Origin of the sequence: Pantoea sp. MBLJ3, from assembly GCF_000816655.1 — a bacterium.
GTDB lineage: Bacteria > Pseudomonadota > Gammaproteobacteria > Enterobacterales > Enterobacteriaceae > Pantoea > Pantoea eucalypti.
This window is the reverse complement of record NZ_JSUT01000005.1, coordinates 1,111,040-1,136,631: the sequence shown is the minus strand read 5'-3', so window position 1 is coordinate 1,136,631 and position 25,592 is coordinate 1,111,040. Positions and strand designations below refer to the sequence as shown.

General features: G+C 56.2%; 24 protein-coding genes. 11 read left to right on the top strand and 13 right to left on the bottom strand.

Annotated features, from left to right (window positions below; translation table 11 throughout):
• Positions 1 to 34: 34 nt before the first annotated feature.
• The 5 genes from dcp to guaD form a co-directional block, all read right to left on the bottom strand.
• Positions 35 to 2,080, bottom strand: a complete 2,046-nt coding sequence (dcp, locus tag NP77_RS11635; protein ID WP_039660219.1) for a peptidyl-dipeptidase Dcp — start codon at positions 2,078 to 2,080, stop codon at positions 35 to 37.
• A gap of 62 nt (positions 2,081 to 2,142) precedes the next feature.
• The gene (gene xdhC / locus NP77_RS11630; RefSeq protein ID WP_039660218.1) at positions 2,143 to 2,919 is read right to left on the bottom strand and encodes a xanthine dehydrogenase accessory protein XdhC; all 777 of its coding nucleotides are present in this window, start codon (positions 2,917 to 2,919) and stop codon (positions 2,143 to 2,145) included.
• Complete coding sequence (xdhB, locus tag NP77_RS11625; RefSeq protein ID WP_039660216.1) at positions 2,906 to 5,272, bottom strand: xanthine dehydrogenase molybdopterin binding subunit; 2,367 nt, start codon at positions 5,270 to 5,272, stop codon at positions 2,906 to 2,908. Before xdhB ends, xdhC begins: the two co-directional genes overlap by 14 nt.
• Positions 5,262 to 6,704 (bottom strand): xanthine dehydrogenase small subunit, encoded by a 1,443-nt coding sequence (xdhA, locus tag NP77_RS11620; RefSeq protein ID WP_039660215.1) that lies wholly within the window; start codon positions 6,702 to 6,704, stop codon positions 5,262 to 5,264. The genes xdhB and xdhA overlap by 11 nt, the downstream gene beginning before the upstream one ends.
• The gene (gene guaD / locus NP77_RS11615; RefSeq protein ID WP_039660214.1) at positions 6,701 to 8,029 is read right to left on the bottom strand and encodes a guanine deaminase; all 1,329 of its coding nucleotides are present in this window, start codon (positions 8,027 to 8,029) and stop codon (positions 6,701 to 6,703) included. The genes xdhA and guaD overlap by 4 nt, the downstream gene beginning before the upstream one ends.
• A 401-nt stretch (positions 8,030 to 8,430) precedes the next feature.
• Between guaD and ydfG the strand changes: the two genes are divergently transcribed.
• On the top strand, positions 8,431 to 9,177 hold the full coding sequence (gene ydfG / locus NP77_RS11610) for a bifunctional NADP-dependent 3-hydroxy acid dehydrogenase/3-hydroxypropionate dehydrogenase YdfG (protein ID WP_039660213.1): 747 nt from the start codon (positions 8,431 to 8,433) through the stop codon (positions 9,175 to 9,177).
• 31 nt (positions 9,178 to 9,208) lie between these two features.
• Here ydfG and NP77_RS11605 read toward each other — a convergent pair whose 3' ends face one another.
• Positions 9,209 to 9,535 (bottom strand): YnfA family protein, encoded by a 327-nt coding sequence (locus tag NP77_RS11605; RefSeq protein ID WP_033743086.1) that lies wholly within the window; start codon positions 9,533 to 9,535, stop codon positions 9,209 to 9,211.
• A gap of 273 nt (positions 9,536 to 9,808) precedes the next feature.
• Between NP77_RS11605 and NP77_RS11600 the strand changes: the two genes are divergently transcribed.
• The gene (locus NP77_RS11600; RefSeq protein ID WP_003853649.1) at positions 9,809 to 10,132 is read left to right on the top strand and encodes a DUF1283 family protein; all 324 of its coding nucleotides are present in this window, start codon (positions 9,809 to 9,811) and stop codon (positions 10,130 to 10,132) included.
• A 45-nt stretch (positions 10,133 to 10,177) separates the two neighbouring features.
• A complete protein-coding gene (locus NP77_RS11595; protein ID WP_003853650.1) occupies positions 10,178 to 10,474 on the top strand; it encodes a DUF1161 domain-containing protein in 297 nt (98 codons plus the stop codon).
• 39 nt (positions 10,475 to 10,513) lie between these two features.
• Here NP77_RS11595 and NP77_RS11590 read toward each other — a convergent pair whose 3' ends face one another.
• The gene (locus tag NP77_RS11590; RefSeq protein ID WP_003853652.1) at positions 10,514 to 11,980 is read right to left on the bottom strand and encodes an MDR family MFS transporter; all 1,467 of its coding nucleotides are present in this window, start codon (positions 11,978 to 11,980) and stop codon (positions 10,514 to 10,516) included.
• 392 nt (positions 11,981 to 12,372) lie between these two features.
• On the opposite strand from NP77_RS11590, the gene NP77_RS11585 reads away from it, so the two are divergent.
• From NP77_RS11585 to osmV, 4 genes are read left to right on the top strand one after another with little or no spacing between them, the layout of a single operon-like run.
• Positions 12,373 to 13,089, top strand: coding sequence for an ABC transporter permease (locus NP77_RS11585; protein ID WP_003853657.1), 717 nt, complete (start codon positions 12,373 to 12,375; stop codon positions 13,087 to 13,089).
• 17 nt (positions 13,090 to 13,106) lie between these two features.
• Positions 13,107 to 14,018, top strand: coding sequence for a glycine betaine ABC transporter substrate-binding protein (locus tag NP77_RS11580; RefSeq protein WP_039660211.1), 912 nt, complete (start codon positions 13,107 to 13,109; stop codon positions 14,016 to 14,018).
• 9 nt (positions 14,019 to 14,027) lie between these two features.
• Complete coding sequence (osmW, locus tag NP77_RS11575; RefSeq protein WP_003853661.1) at positions 14,028 to 14,675, top strand: osmoprotectant ABC transporter permease OsmW; 648 nt, start codon at positions 14,028 to 14,030, stop codon at positions 14,673 to 14,675.
• Complete coding sequence (gene osmV, locus NP77_RS11570; RefSeq protein WP_003853663.1) at positions 14,675 to 15,811, top strand: osmoprotectant ABC transporter ATP-binding protein OsmV; 1,137 nt, start codon at positions 14,675 to 14,677, stop codon at positions 15,809 to 15,811. Before osmW ends, osmV begins: the two co-directional genes overlap by 1 nt.
• A 341-nt stretch (positions 15,812 to 16,152) precedes the next feature.
• On the opposite strand, the gene NP77_RS11565 is transcribed toward osmV, so the two are convergent.
• The 4 genes from NP77_RS11565 to NP77_RS11550 form a co-directional block, all read right to left on the bottom strand.
• Positions 16,153 to 17,529 (bottom strand): nucleobase:cation symporter-2 family protein, encoded by a 1,377-nt coding sequence (locus tag NP77_RS11565; protein WP_039660209.1) that lies wholly within the window; start codon positions 17,527 to 17,529, stop codon positions 16,153 to 16,155.
• 180 nt (positions 17,530 to 17,709) lie between these two features.
• Positions 17,710 to 18,408: a dethiobiotin synthase gene (bioD, locus tag NP77_RS11560; RefSeq protein ID WP_039660208.1), complete on the bottom strand. Its 699-nt coding sequence runs from the start codon at positions 18,406 to 18,408 to the stop codon at positions 17,710 to 17,712.
• A gap of 113 nt (positions 18,409 to 18,521) precedes the next feature.
• On the bottom strand, positions 18,522 to 19,739 hold the full coding sequence (locus NP77_RS11555) for an ROK family transcriptional regulator (protein ID WP_039660207.1): 1,218 nt from the start codon (positions 19,737 to 19,739) through the stop codon (positions 18,522 to 18,524).
• 130 nt (positions 19,740 to 19,869) lie between these two features.
• Positions 19,870 to 20,763 (bottom strand): LysR family transcriptional regulator, encoded by an 894-nt coding sequence (locus tag NP77_RS11550; RefSeq protein ID WP_003853669.1) that lies wholly within the window; start codon positions 20,761 to 20,763, stop codon positions 19,870 to 19,872.
• A gap of 95 nt (positions 20,764 to 20,858) precedes the next feature.
• On the opposite strand from NP77_RS11550, the gene NP77_RS11545 reads away from it, so the two are divergent.
• The 3 genes from NP77_RS11545 to NP77_RS11540 all read left to right on the top strand — a co-directional run bounded on the left by NP77_RS11545 (position 20,859) and on the right by NP77_RS11540 (position 23,998).
• A complete protein-coding gene (locus NP77_RS11545) occupies positions 20,859 to 22,109 on the top strand; it encodes an MFS transporter (protein ID WP_039660206.1) in 1,251 nt (416 codons plus the stop codon).
• A 157-nt stretch (positions 22,110 to 22,266) separates the two neighbouring features.
• Positions 22,267 to 22,527 carry a hypothetical protein gene (locus NP77_RS23845; protein WP_003853675.1) on the top strand — a complete coding sequence of 87 codons (261 nt, stop codon included), beginning with the start codon at positions 22,267 to 22,269 and terminating at the stop codon, positions 22,525 to 22,527.
• A gap of 286 nt (positions 22,528 to 22,813) precedes the next feature.
• The gene (locus tag NP77_RS11540; protein WP_003853676.1) at positions 22,814 to 23,998 is read left to right on the top strand and encodes a sugar transporter; all 1,185 of its coding nucleotides are present in this window, start codon (positions 22,814 to 22,816) and stop codon (positions 23,996 to 23,998) included.
• Positions 23,999 to 24,075: 77 nt separating this feature from the next.
• Here NP77_RS11540 and NP77_RS11535 read toward each other — a convergent pair whose 3' ends face one another.
• A complete protein-coding gene (locus NP77_RS11535) occupies positions 24,076 to 24,333 on the bottom strand; it encodes a DUF1471 domain-containing protein (protein ID WP_003853679.1) in 258 nt (85 codons plus the stop codon).
• 37 nt (positions 24,334 to 24,370) lie between these two features.
• On the bottom strand, positions 24,371 to 24,628 hold the full coding sequence (locus NP77_RS11530; protein WP_003853680.1) for a DUF1471 domain-containing protein: 258 nt from the start codon (positions 24,626 to 24,628) through the stop codon (positions 24,371 to 24,373).
• A 308-nt stretch (positions 24,629 to 24,936) separates the two neighbouring features.
• Here NP77_RS11530 and NP77_RS11525 point away from each other — a divergent pair, with 308 nt between their 5' ends.
• A complete protein-coding gene (locus NP77_RS11525; protein ID WP_003853682.1) occupies positions 24,937 to 25,587 on the top strand; it encodes a TetR/AcrR family transcriptional regulator in 651 nt (216 codons plus the stop codon).
• Positions 25,588 to 25,592: the final 5 nt, after the last annotated feature.

The window sequence follows — 25,592 nt, the reverse complement described above, 5'->3', positions numbered from 1 at the left end:
TAACAAAAGGGCTGTCATGGTGACAGCCCTTTTGTTATGAATCCGCCAGACCGCGATTTTTCAGCATCGGCTCAAGCTGTGGGGCCGCGCCCCGCCAGCTTTCATACAGCGTTTTAAGATCGCTGCTGTTCCCACGTGACAGAATTTTCTGTCGGAAGATATCGCCGTTCTCACGCGTCAATCCGCCATGCTCCGCAAACCACTGATAGCCATCGTCGGCGAGCATCTGCGTCCAGATATAGGCGTAATACCCTGCGGCATAACCGCCGCCCCAGATGTGCTGGAAATAGCTGGAACGATAGCGCGGCGGCACCGCTGTCAGCGCCATATTGTCGCTCTGCAACGCCTGCTGCTCGAATCCCTCCACGCTTTGCGGCGCGGCATCACGGTTAAGGCTATGCCAGTGCAGATCCAGCAGCGCGGCAGCCAGCAACTCGCTCATCTCATAACCTTTGTTGAACGTTGCGGCCCGGACAATCTTTTCATGCAGCTCAGCGGGCATCAGCTCATGCGTCTGATAGTGGCGAGCGTAGTTGCGGAACACCGCCGGCTCGCTGGCCCAGTGCTCATTGATCTGCGAAGGAAACTCGACAAAATCGCGCGGGGTCTCCGTGCCTGACAGGCTCGGATAGCGCTGGCTGGCAAACAGGCCGTGCAGCGTGTGGCCGAATTCATGAAACATCGTAATGACGTCGTCCCAGCTCAGCAGCGCCGGTTCACCGGCGGGCGGTTTGGTGTAGTTACAGACGTTATAGATCACTGGTTTGGTGTCGAGCAGCGTCGACTGGTTGACGAAGTTGCTCATCCAGGCACCGCCGCCTTTGCTGTCACGCTTAAAGAAGTCGGTATAGAACAACGCCAGCGGCGTCTCGTCCGCATCGAAAATTTCATAGACCTGCACGTCAGGATGATAAACCGGCAGATCCTGTCGCGGGGTAAAACGGATGCCATAGAGCTGTGTCGCCGCCCAGAACACCCCGTTCTGCAGCACCGAGTTAAGCTCAAAGTAGGGCTTAATCTGGCTCTCATCGAGGTCATAGCGTGCGCGCCGCACCTGTTCAGCATAAAAACGCCAGTCCCAGGCCTGCAGGGTAAAGCCGCCCTGCTGCTTATCGATAGTCTGCTGGATAGCCGCGGCTTCGCGTTCGGCACGGGCGCGCGCAGCGGGCACGATGTTGTGCATAAAGGCCAGCGCTGCTTTGGGGGTTTTGGCCATCTGATCCTGCAGTTTCCACTCCGCATAGCTGGCAAATCCCAGCAGCCGGGCCTGCTCCGCCCTGACCTGCGCCAGCCTTAACACCAGCTCGCGGGTGTCGTTTTCATCCCCTTTTTCCGTGCGCGTCACGCCCGCCTTAAACAGCGCTTCACGGGTTGCGCGATCGGCGAGACTCTGCAGCGCCGGTTGCTGCGTGGTGTTCTGCAGCACCAGCAACCCGCTTTTTTCCAGCCCGCGCGCCTGCGCTTCCGCCTGTGCTACGGCCAGATCGGCCGGCGACAGACCCGCCAGCTGCTGCAAATCATTGACGACAAGTCCACCCGCTTTGGTGGCAGCCAGCAGTCTGTTGGTGAAGCGCGTACCGAGGCGTGCGGCCTCCTGATTCAGCGCTTTAAGCTGCTGTTTTTGCGCCTCAGGCAGATTGGCCCCCGCCAGCTGGAAGCGCTGCCAGATCACTTCAACCAGACGTTTTGATTCAGCATCCAGTTTAGCGCGCTGCAGATAGACCGCGTCGAGCCGTGAAAACAGCGGCCGGTTCAGCATGATGTCATCGTTGAGCGCGGTAAGCTGGGGCGCTATCTCCTCATCCACCTGCTGCAGATACGGGCTGGTATGGGCCGAGGTCATGGCACCAAAGACCAGATTGACCCGGTTAAGCAGCTGTCCGCTCTTCTCCAGTGCTTCAAAGGTGTTAAGAAAGGTGGGCGCTTCGCTATTCAGGGCGATCGCCTCGATCTCCTGACGCTTCTCTTCGATGCCCGCCTGCAGCGCAGGCAGGAAATCCTGCTCCTCTATCTGGTCAAAAGGCGGAGCATGATAAGGCAGTGTGCTGACGCTAAAGAAGGGATTCTGACGGGCGTTCATGGTTCGCTCCTGATGGGGCATCGCAAAGTCTTATCCTGACAGGTTGCCGCGCAGGCCACAACTCAGGTGATATGTTGCTGATAAACGCAGATAATTTCACCGGCAATCGCCACCGCAATCTCGGCGGGTAGCTTGCCTTTAACATCCGGCAGACCAATCGGGCAGCGCAGGCGCGCCAGTGATTCGCTCTGAACGCCCCTGCCTGCCAGCCGGTAGCGAAAACGCTGGTTTTTCGTCGACGAACCGATTAATCCGGCATAGCGGAAATCCCCGCGTTTCAGCACCGCTTCACACAGTTCAAAGTCCAGCGGATGATGGTGGGTCATGATAATAAAGTAGCTGCCCGCAGGCGCCTGCGCCACGCAATCGAGCGGATCATCGGGCTGCCAGGTCACTACGCCCGCAGGGACGCTGGAAAATTGCGCCGGACGGCTGTCAATCCAGTTTATGTGACAGGGTAACGTCGCCAGCAGGTTAACCAGTGCCTGTCCGACATGACCTGCACCAAACAGAAATATCTCCGGCTGCGCCTGCAGCAGCGGCTCAAACAAAATCGTCGTTTTGCCACCACAGCATTGTCCAAGCCGCGCGCCGAGGCTGAAATCATCGGTATGGGGCGCGGTCGCCCCATCCTGCAGCATCGCCCTGGCCTGGGCGATACACGCAAATTCCAGATGACCGCCACCGATGGTGAGAAAACTCTCCTGCTGTGTGACGACCATTTTGCTGCCGCTGTCACGGGGCACCGAACCGTGCTCGCTAAGCACGGTAATCAGCACGCAGCTTTGCCGTTTTTCACGCAACTGGTGAAGCACGCCTATCCAGTCATGATAGATCATCAATGGCTCCCGACAGACGCTGCACGCCCCAGAAGATGCGCTCCGGTGTAGCGGGCGCATCCAGCAACGGATGCTGGCGGTAATCCGCCACGCTGGCGACCGCATCCTGCAGCGCACACCAGGCAGCTATCCCTAACATAAACGGCGGTTCGCCAACGGCCTTGGAGTGGAAGACTGTGTCTTTCGGGTTTTTGCGGTTCTCCACCAGTGTGACCCGCAGATCCGCCGGCACGTCACTGATGGCGGGAATTTTATAGCTCGCGGGACCGTCGGTCAGCAGCTGACCTTTGTCATTCCACACCAGCTCTTCGCAGGTGAGCCAGCCGACACCCTGGACAAAGCCTCCTTCGACCTGACCGATGTCGATGGCCGGGTTCAGCGAGGCACCAACGTCATGCAGGATGTCGGCGCGCAGCAGGCGGGATTCGCCGGTTAAGGTGTCGATGACGACCTCGCAGCAGGCCGCGCCATAGGCGTAGTAATAGAATGGCGTGCCGCGCCCGGCAACGCGGTCGTAATGAATGCCTGGTACGCGATAGTAGCCGGTGGCAGAGAGCGGCACCTGATTCAGCCACGCCAGTTTCGCCACCTCAGCGAAGGTGTAATGTTTTTCTCCGGCACGTACCACGCCATTGCGGAAGCTCACCGCCGCTGCGTCGCACTGATGCAGTTCGCAGAGCATGGCGGTCATGCGATCGCGCAGGATTTCAGCCGCATTCTGCGCCGCCTTACCGTTGAGGTCAGCACCGCTGGAGGCCGCTGTTGGCGAGGTATTGGGCACTTTACCGGTGTCGGTGGGGGTAATCTGGATTTTATCGGTCTCTATCTGCAGTACTTCGGCGACAATCTGGATCACCTTGGTGTTCAGGCCCTGGCCCATCTCGGTGCCGCCATGATTCAGCTGCACCGTGCCATCGGTGTAAATCAGGATCAGCGCGCCCGCCTGATTAAGGAAGCTGGAGGTAAATGAGATGCCAAATTTTACCGGCGTCAGCGCCAGACCGCGTTTCAGTAGCGAACTGCGGGCGTTAAACGCCCTGATTTCCGCGCGACGCGCCTGATAGTCGCTGCTCTGCTCCAGCTGTTCGGTAATCTCATCCAGCAGATTGTCCTCGACCTGCTGGTGGTAATGGGTGATGTTGCGATCCTGCTTGCCATAATAGTTACGCTTGCGCAGCGCCAGCGGATCCAGCCCACGGTGGCGGGCGATGTGATCCATGATCTGTTCAATCGCCACCATACCCTGCGGTCCGCCAAAGCCGCGATAGGCGGTGTTGGAGGCGGTATTCGTGCGGCAGCGATAGCCCGTGACCAACGCATCGCCGAGGTAATACGCATTATCGGCGTGGAACATGGCGCGATCGACAATGGATCCGCTCAGATCCAGCGAATAACCGCAGTTACCGGCCAGATCGATTTTGATGCCACACAGCCGGCCATCCTCCTCAACGCCTGCCTCGTAACGCACAAAGAAAGGATGGCGCTTGCCGGTCACGCGCATGTCGTCGCGGCGTGAGAGTCGCATCTTTGCCGCCCGCCCCGTCTGACGGGCTACGATGGCGCAGAGACAGGCGACACCGGCGGCCTGCGTCTCTTTGCCACCAAAGCCGCCGCCCATACGGCGCATATCTATCGTCACCTTATTCAGGCTGATGCCCATGACTTCCGCCACCAGCTTCTGCACTTCCGTGGGGTTTTGAGTGGAAGAAAAGACCTGCAGCTGCTGATCTTCACCAGGGATGACCATTGCCGTCTGGGTTTCCAGATAGAAATGCTCCTGGCCGCCAATATGAAACGACCCGCTCACCCGATGCGGCGCACGCGCCAGTGCCGCGTCCACATCACCGCGCTGATGGATGTGCGGTTCCTGTACAAAGCTGCCCTGCGCCAGCGCCTGCTCTACATCCAGCAGCGGTTCCAGCACCTCATATTCGATCACCGCTGCGGCCGCGCCAAGACGTGCAGCGTCAGGGGAGTCCGCCGCGACGGCAATCACGATCTGCCCCAGGTACTCGACTTTGTCATGCGCCAGCAGCGGATCGCCCGGCTCCAGCGGCCCGACATCATTGATGCCCGGCACATCCTGCCAGGTTAATACGCTGACGACACCCGGCACGGCATAACAGGGCTGCACATCAATATTCACGATGCGCGCATGCGCGTGTTCACTCAGACGCGGGCAGAGATGCAGTAAACCCGGCAACTCCGGTTTATCGTCGATAAAATGCGCCTCGCCAGAGACATGTTTCTCCGCGCTTTCATGGCGGTTACTCCGGCCTACGCCGCTCTGTAAATCGGCGGCATACTGGGCCTTGATGACCTCTTCGTTGAGTTCCGGGCGGTTATGAGACATAGCGAGAGACCTCAAGGCAGGTGATTTCGCCGTTATGGCGATGCCAGTAGCGGCGAAGCAGGTTACGGGCGACCTGCAGACGGTAGTCACTGCTGGCGCGAAAATCGGAAAGCGGCTGGAAATCAGACGCAAGCGCGGCAGCGGCACGTGACACCGTCACGGCATTCAGTGGCTGACCCATCAGCGCCTGTTCACAGTGGTGGGCGCGTTTTGGCGTCGCCGCCATACCGCCAAAGGCGATGCGGGCACCACTCACCACGCCCTGTTCGATTTGCAGGTTAAAGGCAGCGAAGACGGCGGAGATATCATCATCCAGCCGTTTGGAGACTTTCCAGGCGACAAAATCAGGTGACACCGTCACCTTATCAATGCGAATGGCGCGGATAAACTCCCCTTTTTCCAGCTGTGTCTGCCGATAGCCGGTAAAGAACTGGTCCAGCGGCAGGCTGCGTTGTTCTTCACCGCGCTGCAGCAGCAAACTTGCATTGAGGGCCAGCAGCACCGGCGACGCATCGCCTATCGGGGACGCATTAGCGATATTACCGCCCAGTGTGCCCTGCAGACGAATTTGCAGTGAGGCAAACCGCTGCAGCATCTCGCTGACACCAGGAATGCGGGTGGCAAGAAACTCACTGACCTGCTGCAGTGAGGCACCTGCACCCAGCAGGTAATGATCGTCAAATTCACTGCAGACCTTAAGCGCGGCCACCTGTTCCAGCGCAATCAGCAGCGGTATTCTCTTATGCTGCTGGGTAATCTGCAGGCTGAGGTCGGTACCACCGGCAATCAGTTTCGCATCGGAATGCGCCAGGTAGATCCCTGCCAGCTGAGCCGGCGTTTTGGGCAGGAAACAACGGCGGCCTTCACCGTCTATCTCCTGCATGTCCGGGGTAGCCAGCGCCTCCAGCCGCTGCACGGTGGCGGCGGCACTGTGATCGAACTGGTCAGTAACCGGCTGGGAGCAGAGCTGTTCTGCGGCAGCCATAATGGGCCGGTAGCCGGTGCAGCGGCAAAGATTACCGGCCAGCGCCGTTTCCGCCTGATGACGATCCCAGCCCGCTGCGTTTTTTTGCAGGCTGAACAGCGACATGACAAAACCCGGCGTGCAGAATCCGCATTGTGAGCCGTGGCAGTCGACCATCGCCTGCTGCGCCGGGTGCAGTGCACGACCGTGACGCAGATCCTCTACGGTGATCAGCTGTTTGCCTTGTAATGACGAGACCAGCGTCAGACAGCTATTGACCGTTTCATACTGCATCTCACCCCTGACGGCTTTTCCCAGGGTGACACTGCAGGCGCCACAGTCACCAGAGGCGCAGCCCTCTTTGGTACCAGGACGATGCTGACGGGTGCGCAGATAGTTGAGCACCGTAAGATTGGGGTCAAGTGCCTCTTCCCTGACCAGCTGGTTGTTTAACAAAAACTCAATCATGCGGCTTGCTCCTGTGCGTCGCGCTGCCAGACCGGACGACCATTTACCCAGGTCTGGGCAATATTGCGGTCGTCGCCTAGCGTCATTAATACAAACAGCTTTTCCCAGATATCTTTGCTATTGCCAATACGCAGCTGCTGCAGCGCAGAGACCGCCGGATCGAGCACGACAAAATCGGCTTCTTTGCCGATGTTAAAATTTCCGATGGCGTGGTCGAGATCCAGTGCACGCGCTCCGCCCAGCGTGGCGTGATAAAAGGCTTCAGCGGCACTGAGCCGGTAGTGCTGCAACTGGCCTACTTTGTAAGCCTCGCCCAGCGTCTGCAGGATATTAAAGGTGGTGCCCGCGCCGACATCCGTGCCGATTCCCACTTTCACGCCCTGCTGCCAGCTGCGTTTAATGTTAAACAGGCCGCTGCCGAGGAAGAGGTTTGAGGTTGGGCAAAAAGCAATAGAAGAATCGGTATCGTGCAGACACTGCCACTCTTTATCCTCCAGATGCAGACAGTGCGCGAAGACGCTGCGACGCCCGGTTAGCTGGTGATGATGATAAACATCCAGATAGCCCTCACGCTCCGGGAACAGCGCTTTTACCCAGGCCACCTCCTGTGGATTTTCGCTGAGATGGGTATGCAGCCAGGTATCCGGAAATGCCTGGCGCAACTGCTGCACTTTTTCCAGCAGTTGCGGGGAGGAGGTCGGCGCAAAACGCGGCGTCAGGGCGTAGCTCAGCCGTCCACGATTATGCCAGCGCTCAATCAGCGCCCGTGTCTGCTGGTAGCTCTGCTCCGGGGTTTCGGTAAGATTGTCGGGCGCATTGCGATCCATCATCACCTTCCCGGCAATCAGTCGCATGTTCAGGGCTTCTGCGGCACTGAACAGCGCCTCCACCGATTGCGGATGGACAGTACCAAACACCAGTGCGCTGGTAGTGCCATTTGAGAGCAGCTGATGCAGGAAAAAGGCGGACATTTTGGCCGCATGGTCAGGACAGTGATACTGCGCTTCAACCGGAAAAGTGTAGTGATTCAGCCACTCCAGCAGCTGTTCGCCGAACGCACCAATCATCTCTGTCTGTGGATAGTGAATATGCGTATCGACAAAGCCAGGTACGATCAGTTTGCCGCGCAGATCGGTAATCGGATGGCCTGCCAGCATCGCCTCGCTGTTCTCCCAGCTATCCAGCCCTGCTACGCGTCCGTCACGCAGCAACAGCACCGCATCTTCCAGATAGCGCGCCTTACCGGCCAGGTCGTCGGGCTGATCCACGACACCAGTAAAGTCAAAGAAGCTGGCGCGAATCGCCGTGTCGGTTGCTGATAGCATGGGTTGTCCTTTCTGAAAGCGCGATAGAATAGTTGCAGGGAAATCTCCAGTTATAGCCTTGCAACCTGCGTGCCAGAACTGGTGAGCCGTAAAATCCTTATAAATCAATCAAATAAATCATTTACTACCTGTTGCGCAACATAAATCACCATAGATGGCTTAGCAACCGTTTGCGGAACGGAGGCAAACGGTTGCGACTCAATTTTATGTAAACTGATCATACTGAGTATGGCCTGCCGGAGGGAAACGTGCCCTTTTTAGGTGCAGCCTGCCCTGAAAAGGCGCAGTCAGTTAACCGGTAAATTCCATTTACAGGCCTGGCGATTTTTCAACGCGCAGAAGCGGAAATGAAATGCTATGGTGAAGTCATCGACTCTGAAAATGGCATAAGGAACAGTGAGATGATTATTTTTGTCACCGGCGCGACCGCCGGTTTTGGTGAAAGCATCACCCGCCGCTTTATTGAGAATGGTCACAAAGTCATTGCCAGCGGACGCCGCGCCGAGCGTTTAAAAGCGCTGAAGGAGGAGCTGGGCGAGAATCTTTATACGGTGCAGCTGGATGTGCGTAACCGTGCAGCCATTGAAGAGATGGTCATGCACTTACCGGCAGAGTGGCGCAATATTGACGTACTGGTTAACAACGCCGGTCTGGCGCTGGGGATTGAACCTGCGCACAAAGCGAATGTTGAAGACTGGGAAAACATGATCGACACCAACACCAAAGGCCTGGTTTACATGACCCGCGCCCTGCTGCCCCACATGGTAGAGCGCGATGTCGGCCACATCATCAACATTGGCTCGATTGCCGGTAGCTGGCCTTATGCCGGCGGCAACGTGTATGGTGCAACCAAAGCGTTTGTCCGTCAGTTCAGCCTTAACCTGCGAACCGATCTGCACGGTACGGCACTGCGCGTCACCGATATAGAACCCGGCCTTGTCGGCGGCACGGAGTTTTCCAATGTGCGCTTTAAGGGCGATGATGACAAAGCGGGCCAGGTTTATGAAGGCGCAAAGGCTTTAACACCCGAAGATGTCACAGAAGCGGTCTGGTGGGTTGCCACGCTGCCTAAGCATGTCAACATCAACAGTCTTGAAATGATGCCGGTCAGCCAGACGCTGGCAGGCCTGAAAGTCCATAAGCCTTAAGCCTCTGCAGCGCCAGTCCGTCCGGCTGGCGCTACCCGCGCCCCCAGCCCATCACGATGATCAGCATGCCGCTGAAGGCGATCACTGCCCCGCTCCAGTCCCACGCGCTTAACTTCACGCCATCCACTACCCGCAACCAAAGCAGCGCAGTCAGCACATAGACGCCACCGTAAGCGGCATAGACCCGTCCACTGGCGGCAGGATGCAGGGTCAGCAGCCAGACAAACAGCGCAAGACTCGCCGCTGCAGGCAGTAACAGCCAGGCTGAGCCCCCTTTTTTTAGCCATAACCAGGGCAAAAAACAGCCGATGATCTCCGCCAGCGCGGTAATAAAAAACAGCAAGGCGGTTTTAATCAGCACCCTAACCTCTCCTGAACGTAAACAAATGACTCACCACTGGTGAGCGAAGAAACGGCGATGATATAATAAGAATCTCTGTCATCGGGCTATTTTATTTTTAGCCTGAACCCGGGCAGCGCTCACCATCACCACGCATGTACGCCGGATTGCTTCGCGCTTTCCCTGTCCGGACTTACAGCAACAATGACGGCTGGTGGGCCAGGCTTAAAGCATACCCGCTGCAACAGACGTCCCGGAAGGCGATGTTTGCGTTAACTAAAGGATATTGTGATGAAAAAAATGATCCCTGCCGTGCTGTTGGTTCTGATCTCCTCTGCGGCATTCACTGCCAGTGCGAATACGAATCGTCTGATCATTGAAGATGGCAGCACCGCGCTGGGCAATGAAGCGGCGCGCCAGGATAAAGAGCAATGGAATGACACGCGCATGCTGCGTAACAAAGTGAACACCCGCGTCGAAAAAGAGTTTGATAAGGCCGATCGCGCCTATGACACCCGCGACAAATGCGAGCAGAGCCTTAATCTCAACGCTTACTGGGAACCCAACACCCTGCGTTGCCTGGACCGCCGTTCAGGTCGCCCGGTTGCGCCGTAATTTTGAGCTATAGTAATGACGGACGACTAACATAAGGAAGACGTGATGAAGCTACAGAGGGTTTTATTAAGCGCGGCGTTTTTAGCTCTGCCGCTGATGGCACAGGCATCCTGTGAGTCGGTGAAAGCCGACATCAGCCAGAAAATTATTCAGAACGGTGTGCCTGAGTCAGGTTTTAGTCTCGACGTGGTCGCCAACGATCAGGTTGATCAGGCGGGCGGTCAGGTCGTCGGACATTGTGAAAACGACACACAAAAGATTGTTTATAAGCGTACAGGCCGTGACGACGAAGCCAGTGTCCCCGCCAGTGCCGGCAGTTCACAGGACTCGCCTGCTCAGTAGTCAGCGTCAAATCAGGGCGACATCCTGTCGCCCTGCCTGCTAGTCCGCCTGTTCCGGCCGCTGACGTGGCATCATCCAGGCCACACCCACCGCAAACAGCGCAATCACCAGTGCCACCACAAATACCCAGTGCAATGACGTCGCGATGGACGCAACCATCTGTTGCAGCGTTTCCGGCTGCAAATGCTGACGACTGGATTCTGACATAATCTGCTGCACCGGATCCTGTACCTGTGGCAGTCGCCATTGCAGATTCAGATTCAGCACTGCGCCCATAATCGCCGTTCCCACCGCCGAGCCGATCATCCGGCTGAACATGATTGAAGCGGTGCAGATGCCACGAATCTGATAGTCCGCCTGATTCTGCACAGAAACCAGGAACGTGGTGCTGGTCATCCCCATGCCAGTCCCGATCAGAAACGCCGTAAAGCCCGCCTGATAGAGAGAGCTTGCGGGCTGTAAGAACAGTAGCAAGGCGCTGCCCGTCACCAGCAAGAGCGCGCCAAGCTGGGCGGTAAAGCGGTAGGAGGTGTGCAGCATCAGTCTGCCGCTGAGGGTACTGGCCAGCGGCCAGCCAATCGACATCATCGCCAGCACACTGCCCGCCTGCAACGGTGAGCCACCGCGGATCCCCTGAATCCAGGTGGGTAAAAACGCGCTGATGCCCATCATGGCCGCCCCGATAATCAGATTGCCCGCATTACCCGCCACGATAAGCCGGCTGCGCCAGATGATCAGCGGAAACAGCGGTGCTGCTGAACGTTGCTCATGGCGTTTAAGCTGCCAGCCCGCAAACAGCGAGAACATCAGAAACGGCACCAGCCAGATGCCCAGCTGTTCTGCCTGCAATAGCGCCACCAGCAGGGCCGTCACGCAGAGCATCAGCCAGCCGCTTCCTGCCAGGTTCAGCGGCTGTGATTTCTCCTCCTTCTGGTGCGCCGGTAGCCAGCGCGCCAGCATCAGCATGCTCATCAGGCCAATCGGCAAGTTAACCCAGAAAATCACCGACCAGCTAAAGTGCTGCACCAGCCAGGCCCCGGTCAGTGGCCCGACGATAGCCGCCACACCCCAGACGCTGGAGAGCCAGCCCTGCACGCTGGCCCGTTCGCGCGGCGAATAGATATCCGCCACGATGGTGGAGCTGAGCGGCATAATCGCGCCCGCGCCCAGGCCCTGAAATGCCCGGAACAGGATCAGCCAGGTCATCGTATGGGCAAACCCACACAGCACCGATCCCACCAGGAAGATGGCGGTCCCGACAAAAAACATTGTTTTGCGCCCCACCATATCCGCCAGCCGGCCATAGAGCGGTACGCTGACCGCCTGAGTCAGCAGATAGATGGAGAAGACCCAGCCAAACTGCGAAAAACCGCCAAGGTCAGCAATGATAGTGGGCATTGCGGTAGCCACAATCGTCACTTCAATGGCCGCCATAAACATCGCCAGCATGCAGGCAATTAAGATCCAGTGGCGATGTCCGGTCTGGAGTTGCGCGCTTTCAGTCATAGGGTTCCTTTTTTTATCTGCAAGGCTAGCTCAAAAACAGCCAGTGCAGTTTCCCGCGCGTGCGCACCTTTTGCGTCATCTGTGACGTTGTCACCAAATGTCGATGAATTTTTTTTATTGTCGCATTAACCCAGCGGCTATGCGGCTTTAACACCATTTTAACCTGTTTATATCTGCCTGATATATGGCTTAAAAGCTGGCTTGTGCAAAAAAGGCCTGCTATAGCATTACCCCATCTTATTCGGTATTCGCTGAAAAAGAGTGGGTAAACAGTCATTTTATCTACATTTTATCGCAGTTTCGGTTTTGGGTGCGGTGGCAGTTTTTGTCGCGCCTGTCGGACTGTTTATGGTTGTTATAACAAATGAGATCGTCATCAGGGAGATTCTCCTATGCAAAATGCTTCACTGGCCCAACGCGCCGGTCTGGCAGTGCTTGCAGTGGTCGCGGTGATCGCAGCACTGATCTGGGGCTTAGGCTGGGATCAACTGGTCGCACGTAAAGTCGATCTGCTCTATCTCGGGCAGCAGCACCTCTTCTTAGTTTTCTGGTCAATGTTGTTCGCTCTGCTGGTCGGTATTCCCAGCGGCATCCTGCTCAGTCGCCCGTTTGCGCGTCGCTGGGCCGAATATGTGATGCAGATTTTCAATGTGGGAAACACACTGCCACCGCTCGCGGTGCTGGCGCTGGCGATGGTAATCATCGGCATTGGCGATCGTCCGGCGCTGATTGCGCTGTTTCTGGCGTCATTGCTGCCCATCGTTCGAAACACCTTCTCTGGCCTGAGCGCGGTTCCTCCGTCGCTGATTGAGGCCGCCAACGGCATCGGCATGACCAAATGGCAACGTCTGCGTCAGGTTGAGCTGCCTAACGCCCTGCCGGTCATTCTCGCAGGGGTGCGCATCGCCACCGCCATCAACGTCGGTACCGCTCCACTGGCCTTCCTGATTGGTGCCAGCAGCTTTGGTGAGCTGATCTTCCCGGGCATCTATCTGAATGACTTTCCGACGCTGATTCTGGGCGCCGTTGCCACCGCACTGGTGGCACTGGTTCTGGATATGCTGCTGGCCGCACTGGGCCGCTTTCTGAGTCCGCATGCTGCGGCCTGACCACAAGGAGCTTTGTAATGCTAACGAAGTGGATTAAGAAAAGCGTTGTCGCGCTGACTGCGACGCTGCTGCTAAGCCAGACGGCGCAGGCTGCCACCCCGCTGGTGATGGCAACCAAAAGTTTTACCGAGCAGCATATCCTGTCCGCGATGACGGTGCTGTGGTTGCAGAAGAAAGGTTTTGAGGTGGTCCCTAAACGTAATATCGCCACTACCATTGGTCGTAATGCACTGCTGAACAAGCAGATTGATATGACCTGGGAATATACCGGCACCTCACTGATTATCTTCAACCATATCAACAAGCCGATGTCTTCGCAGCAGGCCTATGAAACGGTCAAAAAGCTGGATGCAAAGCTGGGACTGGTGTGGCTTAATCCGGCACCGATGAACAATACCTATGCCTTTGCCATGACCCGTGAGCGGGCCGAAAAAGAAGGCATCACCACCCTCTCGCAGCTGGTTGCGAAAATTGAGCAGGTGCGGAAATCTGACCCGGACCATAACTGGCGTCTGGGGCTGGATCTGGAGTTCGCCGGTCGTTCTGACGGCCTGAAACCCCTGCAGAAAACCTATAACCTGGCGCTCGATCGGCCGCAGATCCGCCAGATGGACCCGGGTCTGGTTTACAACGCAATTCGCGATGGATTCGTCGATGCCGGTCTGATCTACACCACCGATGGACGGGTTAAGGGCTTCAACCTGAAAGTGCTGGAGGATGATAAACACTTCTTCCCGAGCTACAACGTGACGCCGGTCGTGCGTCAGGATGTGCTGGCGAGCCATCCGGGGCTGGATACCGCGCTTAATCAGCTTTCTGCTCAGATCACTGATGAGGCGATCACAGAGCTGAACAAGCGGGTCGATATCGATCATGAGTCACCGGAAACCGTGGCGCGTGATTTCCTTCAATCCAAAAACATGCTGTAAGGAGGCACTGTGGATACCCTTCACTACATCATGGATAACTGGAGCACCCTGCTCACCCTGAGCTGGCAGCACAGCTGGCTGGTGCTGGTGGCGGTCGGCCTGGCCATTGTGATTGGCGTGCCGCTGGGCATTCTGATCGTGCGTGTCAGATGGCTGGCAACGCCGATACTCGGTATCGCTACCGTGGTGCTGACCATTCCTACTATTGCGCTGTTTGGTCTGATGATTCCGGTATTTTCGCTGATCGGTCAGGGCATCGGCGCGCTGCCAGCGATCACCGCGGTGTTCCTCTACTCACTGCTGCCGATTGTGCGCAACACTCACACCGCGCTGGAGAATCTGCCGGATGGACTGCGTGAAGCGGGCCGTGGCATCGGCATGACCTTCTGGCAGCGTCTGCGCTGGGTTGAAATCCCGATGGCGCTGCCGGTGATTTTTGGCGGCATCCGTACCGCCGTGGTGATGAACGTTGGCGTGATGGCGATTGCTGCCGTCATTGGCGCGGGCGGTCTGGGCCAGTTGCTGCTCGATGGGATCAGCGGCAGTGATATTCGTATGTTGATTGCCGGGGCACTGATGATTTGTCTGCTGGCTATTTTTCTTGACTGGCTGCTGCACCGTTTGCAGCAGGCGCTGACTCCAAAGGGGATTCGATAATGATTACGCTGGAAAACCTGACGAAAACCTTTACCCAGAAAAACGGCACTACTAACAAAGCCGTCGATAACGTCAGCCTTCACGTACCCGCCGGTGAGATGTGTGTACTGCTGGGGCCATCGGGCTGCGGTAAGACAACCACGCTGAAAATGATTAACCGTCTGATCCCCGCCACCAGTGGCCGCATCCTGATCAACGGCGAAGATACCAGTACCCAGGACACCACCACTTTGCGTCGCAACATTGGCTATGTTATCCAGCAGATAGGTCTGTTCCCCAACATGACCATTGAGGAGAACATTACTGTAGTGCCACGCATGCTGGGCTGGGACAAGAAGCAGTGTCGTGAACGTGCCACTGAGCTGATGAGCATGGTCGCGCTGGACCCGACTAAGTTCCTGCATCGCTATCCGCGTGAGATGTCCGGCGGTCAGCAGCAACGTATCGGCGTGATTCGCGCCCTGGCCGCGGATCCACCGGTGCTGCTGATGGATGAGCCGTTTGGTGCCGTTGACCCGATTAACCGCGAAGTGATCCAGAACGAGTTCCTCGACATGCAGCGCCAGTTGAAGAAAACCGTGATGCTGGTGAGCCACGACATCGATGAGGCGCTCAAGCTCGGCGACCGCATCGCCGTCTTTGGTCAGGGTAAAATCGTGCAGTGCGCCAGCCCGGATGAGTTGCTGGCGACTCCGGCCAATGATTTCGTTGGCTCGTTTGTGGGCCAGGACCGCACGCTTAAGCGTCTGTTACTGGTGCAGGCGGGAGACGTGACCGATCAGCAGCCGACCATCACCGTGCGCCGCTCAACGCCACTGGATGAAGCCTTTGGCACCATGGATGAGAACGATATGCGGTCGATTACCGTGGTCGATGAGGATGGTAAGCCGCTGGGCTTCGTGAAGCGTCGCGAGGCGCGTAACGTGAGTGGCCGTTGTGAAGAGAAGCTGCACACCTTTAAGGTCACCGGTAAAGCGGAAGAGAACCTGCGCGTGGTGTTGTCCAAACTCTATGAGCACAATACAGTCTGGATGCCAATAGTCGATGAAGAGGGTCGCTACAGCGGGGAGATTTCGCAGGATTACATCGCGGATTACCTCAGCTCGGGTCGAACCCGTCGTCGTCTGAATCCATAATGTCGTAATAGTGATATAAGTCAGAAAAAGGGCCGCTCTGGCCCTATTCCCCTCGCCGACTCCATCTTAAAGCCAGTTAAGTCACGACGTATTATGACTGTTAATTTATTACCAGCTCAGGGAGCTTACGCCCTCGACAAAGACGCAAACCACGCCATCCCTGGCGGGCTCAGCGCGGCCCATCCCTGGTCCGCGATGCTTTGCTACTGGCGTATGCTCCCATCCCTGGTCCGCGATGCTTTGCTACTGGCGTATGCTCCCATCGCTTTGAATTTCTGAGCCGTCTGTCAGAGCAACTTCAGCGGTTGTGCGTTATTCAGCGGTTGTGCGTTATTCAGCTTTTAACTTTCAGTCAGTGTTTCCGCCTCAACCTCTTCCACGGCAGATGCCTCGTCTGGCAGTACCAGATTGAGCATAATCGCCAGAATACCGCCGGTCGTTACCGCATGACCAAACAGACTGTTAATTAGCGGTGGGAACTGCTTCAGTACCTCCGGCACCGCTTCCACGCCAAGACCAATCCCGAATGAAATTGCGACAATCAGCATCTCACGGCGGCCCAGCGGCGTCTGTGTCATCACCCGGATACCCGCAGCGACGACGCTGCCAAACATCACAATAGTGGCTCCGCCAAGGACTGGCGGCGGGATCTGCTGCAGCAGCGAGCCAACAAAAGGAAAAAGCCCCAGTAGCGCCAGCATAATGCCTAAGAGCATGCCTACGTAACGACTGGCAACGCCCGTCATCTGGATAACCCCATTATTTTGCGCAAACGTGGTGTTAGGAAAGGCGGAGAAAACCGCCGCCAGCACACAGCTCAGGCCATCAGCGACAATACCGCCCTGCAGCCGCTGCTGAAAAGGCTTGCCAGCGATGGGCTGCTGTGAAATCAGGCAGTTGGCCGTGAGATCCCCAACGGCTTCAATTACGGCGATGACCGACACGAGTGCAATCGGCAGAAAGATAGTCCAGTCAAAGGCGAAACCAAACCGGAAGAAGGCTGGCAGTACCATCCAGCTGCTCTCCGGCGCGACGTGCAGTTGTAAATATCCGGTTAAGACTGCCGCCACGCATCCCACCGCGATGCCGGCCACCACTGCCACCAGCCTTGCCCAGCGGTTGCGCGAACGGTTAAGCGCCACAATCACCAGCAGCGTCAGCGCTCCCAGCGCCAGATTCCCCGGCGAACCAAAATCTGTGGCGTTGTGACCGCCAGCCCAGTCGGTGATGCTCACCTTGATCAGGCTGATGCCGATGAGAGTAATCACTGTGCCGGTCACAACCGGCGTCAGGACTTTGCGCAGTGAGCCCACACAGCGGCTAATCAGAATCGGAATCAGCGCTGCCACCAGGTTGCAGCCAAACAACATCGCCATAATCTCTTCTGGCGATCCGCCGCGCCCTTTCACCATCAGCCCACCGGAGAGAATCACACCGAGAAACGCGAAACTGGTGCCCTGCAGGCAGATCATGCCCGCGCCAATGCCATAAAAGCGTCTGGCCTGCATAAAAGTGCCTAACCCTGAAACAAACAGCGACATGCTTATCAGATAAGGAATGTAGGCATTTAATCCCAGAACTGAACCAATAATCAGCGGTGGCGTGATAATCCCCACTACGCTGGCGAGCAGATGTTGCAATGCGGCCAGAAACGCCGGGGCGGGACCAATGCGGGCCTCAAGCCCATATAACAAACCTTTCTCGTGCGAATGCGACATGATGATACTCCGGCTCACTGTGATAAGCGGAGTTAATGCATTTTTTGCGCCATGACGTTGTTGTTTCGCGTTAACTGCGTCAGGCCATTCAAATATAAACAGAAATTTTTGCAGAGAGTCGAAAACGAGCCTGAAACTTTAGGCTCACTCCCGACTCAGATGACTCGTTTTGTTTCATAATCAGGCGATCTTTGCACTCACAGCGTGCAAACTGTCCGGCTCCAGCAGGGAAATATCGATATAAGGTGTGAGATCGCGTTGTTCGGCACGCGGTAAATAAGGCAGTTCGCCCAGCAGCGGTGCGCCGATTTTTTCGCGCAGAATCTCGATAATGTCGCTGTAGTGCGCCAGTCCTGGGTTAATTCGATTGCCTACCCAGCCCAGCAGCGGGAGACCATCCTGCGCAATCGCTTCTGCCGTCAACAAGGCGTGACTGATACAGCCCGACTGGATGCCGACCACCAGCACCACCGGCAGTTGCTGCTCAACGACCCAGCAGGAGAGCGGACGTCCATCGTTCATCAGGCTGCGCCAGCCGCCTGTGCCCTCAACGACCACGCGACTGGCCTGCTGCATCAGGCGGGTTAAGCCCTGAGTCAGCAACCCATAGTCGATGATCTGCGTGGGATGGGTGCAGATCTCCTCTTCCTGGAAAACCAGCGGATTGATCGCCTGATAAGGCAAGTCGATGGAGGACGCGCTTTGCAGAACCTGTGCATCTTTGTTACGCAGGCCATCCGGGGTTTTAACTGCACATCGTGCAATAGGCTTATAGCCGACTGCACTGTGTCCGGTCTGTATAAAACTCTGTAACAGGGCGCGTGACACCACCGTTTTGCCCACTGCGGTATCGGTGCCAGTAACAAATAATCTGTTCACTCAACTTCTCCTCTAAAACCGTTGCGATTAATCAGGGATTAACCTTGCTGCGAAACGGCATTTTAAGGAATGAAGGAGGGGAACAGATTGCGTTAGCGCAAGTTCAGGTCTGCTTAACCTTGCAACAACTTCACTAACAGATGTCCGTTATAGAGGGCGTCTTTGATTAGCGCGGCACCGCCCAGTGTTCCCGGCTCGCTAAATTCAGTGGGTGCCAGCTCAATACTCGCGCTGTAAGCGGGCAGTGACTGCTGCAGAATCGTATTGCTGACTGCCGGAAACAGCACATCAGCGGCGGCATTGAGCGGAGAACCGATAAGAATATGTTGTGGATTGAAGATGTTGACCATCATCGCCAGGATCCGGCCAACGTGGTGCCCGACGCTGGCAATGGTGTCGCGCGCCAGACGGTCGCCCGATTGCGCGGCCTCGCACAGTGACTGAAGCGTCAACGGCTGGTTATTTAGCAGGCTGTCCGGCTGGGCTGGCAGACGCTGCGCTGCCAGCGCGAGCAGACTGCCGGTACTGGCGACTGTCTCCAGACAGCCATGATTACCGCAGTAGCACTGCTGACCATAAGGATCTATCTGGGTATGGCCGATTTCGACCAGTGCCCTGCCACTCTTGTGCAGCAGCTGACCGCCACTGATCACGCCAGCGCCGACGGTTTCATCAATCACAATCTGAATAACATCCTGTGCACCGCGTGATGCGCCAAACAGCGATTCCGCCAGCGTCCAGGCTGAAATGTCGTGCTGCACAAACACCGCTAAGCCGGTTCGCGCTGCCAGCGCATCGCCCAGCGGCATATCGCGTACCGCATAACCTGGCAAACGATGCACCACGCCGGAGGCGGCGTTAATCAGTCCTGGCAGGGTGATAGCGATAGCCGTCAGGCGTTCAAGCTTCTTTTGATGACGAATGAAAAAAGCATCGACCTGTTCTATTAGCGCGGAGAGTAATGGCTGAGCAGATTCATCAGGCAGCGGCAGGCTGTCTTCTGCCAGCGCCCGGCTGCTGAGATCGCGCAGCGTGAAGGTCATTGCGCCGCGATGCAACCGAATCGCCAGATAGTGCCAGGCATCGGTATCCAGTATCAGGCCAATCGCCGGACGGCCACGACTGCCGGGGTCCTGATACTCAGTCTCCTGCACCAGATGCGCATCCAGCATTTCACGCACAATTTTGGTGATGCTGGCCGGCGCGAGCTGGGCACGGCGGGAAAGTTCGATACGCGAAATGGGACCGTAGCTATCAATTAATCGATATACGACACCTGCATTGGTCTGCTTAATCTGGTCAATGTGGCCAGGTTGACTGTCCGGATTCACAACCCTGCTCCCGGTTATTTTCGCGCTTCTAAATAAACATGCGCCATGGTGAGGCAGATCAGGCAACAGCGTCAAATATTTGATTAGAAATGTGATTTATCGCACAAATTGATGCGGTGACAGGCAGGGTTCAGCGCTGCTTCTCCTGCAGCAACGCCATCATGTGCTGCATCTGGGCATTTAATTCACGTCCTGCAGACCAGACCAGCCACAGCTCTGAAATGGCATCCTCTTCCGTTAACGGCAGCCAGACCAGATCGGCCAGCCGCGCCCGCCGGAATGAGGCGGGCAGAATGGATACGCCCAGACCGGTTGCGACCAGCCCCAGGATGGTCATCGCTTCACCCACTTCCTGCGTGATATAGGGCTTGATGTGATAGCGGTGCAGCAGCGCCAGAATATCGCTGTAAAGCGCGGTGCCGCCCTGAGGATCGAAGAAGACAAAGGGTTCAGCCGCCAGCGCAGTCACCGAAATTTTTTCGGCGCCCGCCAGCGGATGGGCCTTATGCACCACGGCATAGAGCGGCTCACTCAGCAGCAACTGATGCCGCAAATCGGCCGGCAGCGGCGTATTGCGCATCACACCAAGATCAAGCAGTCCTTCGTGCAACGGGACCAGTTGCTGACGGGTGTTGATCTCCTGCATCTTTATATGCACCTGTGGCCAGCGCTGACGAAACCGGAACAGTGCATCTGAGACCACCGCGGTAAACGGCGCCGAAGAGGTAAAACCAATTCTTAACTCTCCCTCTTCGCCACGATGCAGCCGGGCTGCGCGGTCAGACGCCTGCTCAACCTGTAAAAGAATCGCACGGGCATCACTCAGTAATTGCTCTCCGGCTGCGGTAAGTTGCACGCTGCGGTTGGTGCGATTAAATAGCCTGGCACCCGTTTCCGTTTCGAGCTGCATTATTTGCTGGCTGAGCGGCGGCTGAGAGATATTCAGACGCAGGGCTGCCCGCCCGAAATGTAACTCTTCGGCAACCGCAATAAAGTAGCGCAGGTGACGCAGCTCGATATTCATATTTTAAACGTCTTATTTGAGATTATTAATATATTAGACATCATAATTCCACTTTCCTATGCTGACCACTGGTTTTCTGACTGAAAGGATGATGTGTGAGTCGCTCAATACAGGCCGCCGTGGATGAGAGTGCGGTGTCTGCACCGCCAGAATCTGCGGCAGCTTCAGGATACATTCGCCGCGGAACGCCCGCGTTTATGCGCGTGACGCTGGCACTCTTCTCGGCCGGACTGGCCACCTTTGCCCTGCTCTATTGTGTGCAGCCGATTCTGCCAGTCATGTCACAGCAGTTTGGGGTTTCTCCGGCGACCAGCAGCCTGTCGCTCTCCATCTCTACCGGTCTGATGGCGCTGGGCCTCCTCGTCACCGGCCCACTCTCTGATGCTATCGGGCGTAAATCGGTGATGGTGACCGCCCTGATGCTCGCCGCCATCTGTACGCTGATCTCGGCCACGATGACCAGCTGGCACGGCATTCTGATCATGCGTGGGCTGATGGGCCTGTCGCTTAGCGGCGTTGCGGCGGTGGGCATGACCTATCTCAGTGAAGAGATAGATGCACGGGTCGTTGCCTTTTCCATGGGGTTGTATATCAGCGGTAATTCCATAGGCGGAATGAGCGGGCGTCTGCTCAGCGGTGTCCTGACCGACCTCTTCTCATGGCGGATCGCCGTGGCGGTAATCGGCTGTTTTTCACTGGCCTCCGCGCTGATGTTCTGGAAGATCCTGCCCGCATCGCGTCATTTCAGACCCATCACCCTGCGCCCGCGTAATCTGTTAATTAACTTCCGGCTGCACTGGCGCGATCCAGGCCTGCCGTGGTTGTTTGCCGAAGGCTTCCTGCTGATGGGCGCCTTCGTCACCCTGTTCAACTACATTGGCTATCGTTTACTGGACGCGCCCTGGCATCTCAGTCAGGCCGTGGTCGGGTTGTTATCCGTGGTCTACCTGACCGGCTCATGGAGTTCGCCTAAAGCGGGTGCGCTGACCAGCCGCATTGGGCGCGGGCCGGTAATGCTGGGCGCGACAGCCATCATGTTACTGGGCCTGCTGGTAACGGCCTTTAACTCCCTCTGGCTGATCCTGCCTGGGATGATGCTGTTCACTGCCGGTTTTTTTGCTGCTCATGCCGTTGCCAGCGGCTGGATCGGTCCCCGGGCGCGTCGGGCGCGGGGACAGGCTTCCTCGCTTTATCTTTTCAGCTATTACGTGGGTTCCAGCGTGGCGGGTACGCTGGGCGGTCTGTTCTGGCATAACTTCGGCTGGGGCGGTATTACGCTATTTATCAGCGTCCTGCTGATACTGGCGTTAGCGGTTGCCTGGCGCCTGCACAGTAGAAAACTCTGACAGCCTGCACGTTTGCCAGGCCCCGCCGGGTCTGGCAAACCGCCTCCAGAACGTTTGATTCAGATCCACAACAAACAAAGTGTGCGTTTCCCGCTATAATCATTTTATTGTCATAATTCATCTGTTTTGCCTTTCAGCACGGCAACAAGGAACGCCTGTGGCTCTCTACTATTACGTTAATAAACAATCAGGATATAACGATAATCATGTCGTCCATGCTGCGGGTTGCCCTCATCTTCCCGACATGGATAACAGACTGTTTCTGGGCAGTTTTTACCACGTTAACGCCGCTATTCTTCAGGCGAAAAAATATTATGTGGGTGCAATAGGCTGTGAAAATTGCTGTCCGCTCAATCATACGACCCATCCGGCAGCTCAGCTCAGTGTGGCCCTGAAGCACACGCCAACGTCGCGTTAAGCGCAGGGCTTTTAACGGTGATGGTGTTCTCTCCGGCGTGCTGCTCCGTCACATTTTGCTTATAGATTATGCTGCTGCACAGGATCTCCTTGCGTTGTCGCGGGTAATAACCTCTGGCTATCGCCCGGTGCCAGGGCGATAAAAAAAATTCAGTATTAAAAGCGCGTTATCAGGTTTCTCTTCCCGGTTTATTGACTACAATAGCGGTTAATTTTGTGACGCAGGTCACTTTCACTGGGTGTGTCTGTCACATCCACATTCGCTATTCTGACTGGCTTGACTCCTCATGCAATCAACAACTGTTTCACGTAAGACTGCCTGGCTACGCGTGGTATTGCTGGCTATTGCTGCGTTTGTCTTCAATACCACCGAATTTGTCCCGGTTGGCCTGCTGTCCGATATTGCCGCTGACTTTTCAATGCCGACGGCTGATGTCGGGATCATGCTGACTATCTATGCCTGGGTCGTCGCGCTGCTCTCACTGCCGCTGATGCTGCTAACCCGTAATATCGAGCGACGCCTGCTGCTGGGCGTGCTATTCCTGATTTTCATCGTCAGCCATATACTTTCAACCGTCGCCTGGGATTTCCGCTCGCTGATGGTGTCACGTGTGGGCATCGCCCTGTCTCACGCGGTGTTCTGGTCGATTACAGCCTCACTGGCGATTCGCGTTGCACCCGCCGGCAAGAAAACACAGGCTCTGAGTATGCTGGCGACCGGTACTGCGCTGGCAATGGTCCTGGGCGTGCCGATTGGGCGTGTGGTCGGTCAGTATCTTGGCTGGCGTACCACCTTCGGCGCGATTGGCCTCTCGGCGCTGGTGCTGATGATTATGCTGGTGCGGATCCTGCCGCGCCTGCCGAGTGAGCATACCGGCTCGCTGAGCAGTGTGCCGATGCTGTTTCGCCGTCCCGCGCTGGTCAGCATGTATCTGCTGGTGACGCTGGTGGTGACCGCGCATTACACCGCTTACAGCTATATCGAGCCGTTTATGCAGAATGTGGCGCATTCCAGCGGCAATTTTACGACCCTGCTGCTGTTGCTGTTTGGTTCAGCGGGTATTGTGGGCAGCGTGCTGTTCAGTACCCTCGGCAATAAATTCCCTTCCGGACTGCTTATTGCCGCCATCGCACTGATAACCCTTTGTATGGGGCTGCTGATTTTTGCTGCCGTCCGACCTGCCGCTATTTCAACACTGTGCGTTGTCTGGGGCATGGCAATGATGATGATTGGACTGGGTATGCAGGTGCGGGTGCTGTCACTGGCACCCGATGCCACGGATGTGGCAATGTCGCTCATGTCAGGGATTTATAATATCGGGATTGGCGCAGGTGCGCTGCTGGGGAATCAGGTCAGTCTGCATCTGAGCATGGCGGAAGTCGGGAACGTCGGCGGGATGATCGGGCTGGTGGCGTTACTCTGGTGTATTTACATCTTCCGTCGTTATCCCCAGTTGCGGAGCAACGGATAAGGCTGTGACTTAAGAATAAAAAAGGCTTCAGATAAGTGGGTTTATCTGAAGCCTGTTTATGAATATTTATCGTGCTTTTACTTATAAAGAATGGCTGTGCCATGCAGGTTGTTGTTGCCAGAGGTCGAAGTGATGCGGAAAGACTTTGCCCCGACATCGCTGGCCTTTTCTGACAGTTGCTGCTCCAGCGAGGTCAGATTAGTACTGCCCGTCGCGCTGATGACACCGATTTTTTGCGCATCAGGCGGTGTACTGCTGACCTGCTGAGCCGCGACACTGGCAAATGAGATGCTGCTTAGCAAAGCCGCTGTCACCATCAAGCTAATACGTTTCATAACAAATCCCCTCTCACTGATTCTGTCGACACCCGATTTACTGATAAATCACTGCCGTGCCGTGCAGTTTGTTCTGGCCGCTGGTTGAGGTGATACGGAACGATTTCGCACCCGCTTCATCCGCTTTAGCACTCAACTGTGATTCAAGGGAGGTCAGGTTAGTGCCGCCCTGTACAGAGATGGTGCCGACTGGCTGCTGATTAGACGGTTCGCTGGTGACGAGGTCAGCGGCATATGCGCCAAAAGTCAGAGTGGTAAGTGCCAGTGCTGCCAGGGTGGTTTTAATGGTTTTCATCATCTTCTCTCTATTCGGTAGTTGAATTTGGTTGGTCTGAATTAGGTTGTCGCTATTTAATTAACGACCGTTAAACAAATGATAGACCCCGCCGGGGCTCGCCGTCAATATTTATTTAATGAGCGTTATTTTAATCGCGAAGTGGCGTGATTATGGGCTTCAGCCCCTTTTCTGACTTAACCATAGGGGCGATAACACTGCGCTGGCGCACAAAATGGCAACCCTGGCCGAGGGCATGCATAGCGGACCTTGCACATTTTTATAATGATCGGTAATTTAATAGGATGTTTTACTGTCAGTGAGGATGTATGAGCCAGGTTCAGGATTGTGATGTAAAGAAATGCCGTGGCCGACCTAAAGTGTTTGATCGTGACGCTGCGCTTGATAAAGCACTCACCCTGTTCTGGACACACGGTTATGAGGGAACGTCCCTGTCCGATCTTGTCGCCGCAACCGGTGCAAAAGCACCGACCCTTTACGCAGAGTTTGTGAATAAAGAAGGGTTGTTCCGTGCGGCGATGGATCGCTATATAGAGAAGTTCAGTGCCTGGCGAGAAGCGGTGTTAGGCGACGATACGTTACCCGTAGATCGCGCAATTGAAGCCTATTTCCGTGCCACCGCCGCCTGCTTTACTGAGCGTGACTCTCCCGGCGGCTGCTTCTTTATCTGCACCTCAACCGCCCTGTCGGCGGCGTCGAAGGAGATTGCCACTATGCTGCAACAGCAGCATCAGTCGCAGGAGCATGTATTAAGCGATTTTCTGCTGGCGCGTCAGCAGCGTAACGAACTGAGCGCGTCAGTCAATGTTCCGGCGCTGTCCCGTTATCTGGGTTGTATGCTGCAGGGCATGTCGGTGCGGGCGCGTGAAGGCGCTGAGCGCGACGATCTTGATAGTATTATTGATACGTTGATGGCGATGTGGCCAACGCTGACCGGCCTGTGTCAGACTAAACGGTAGAGCAT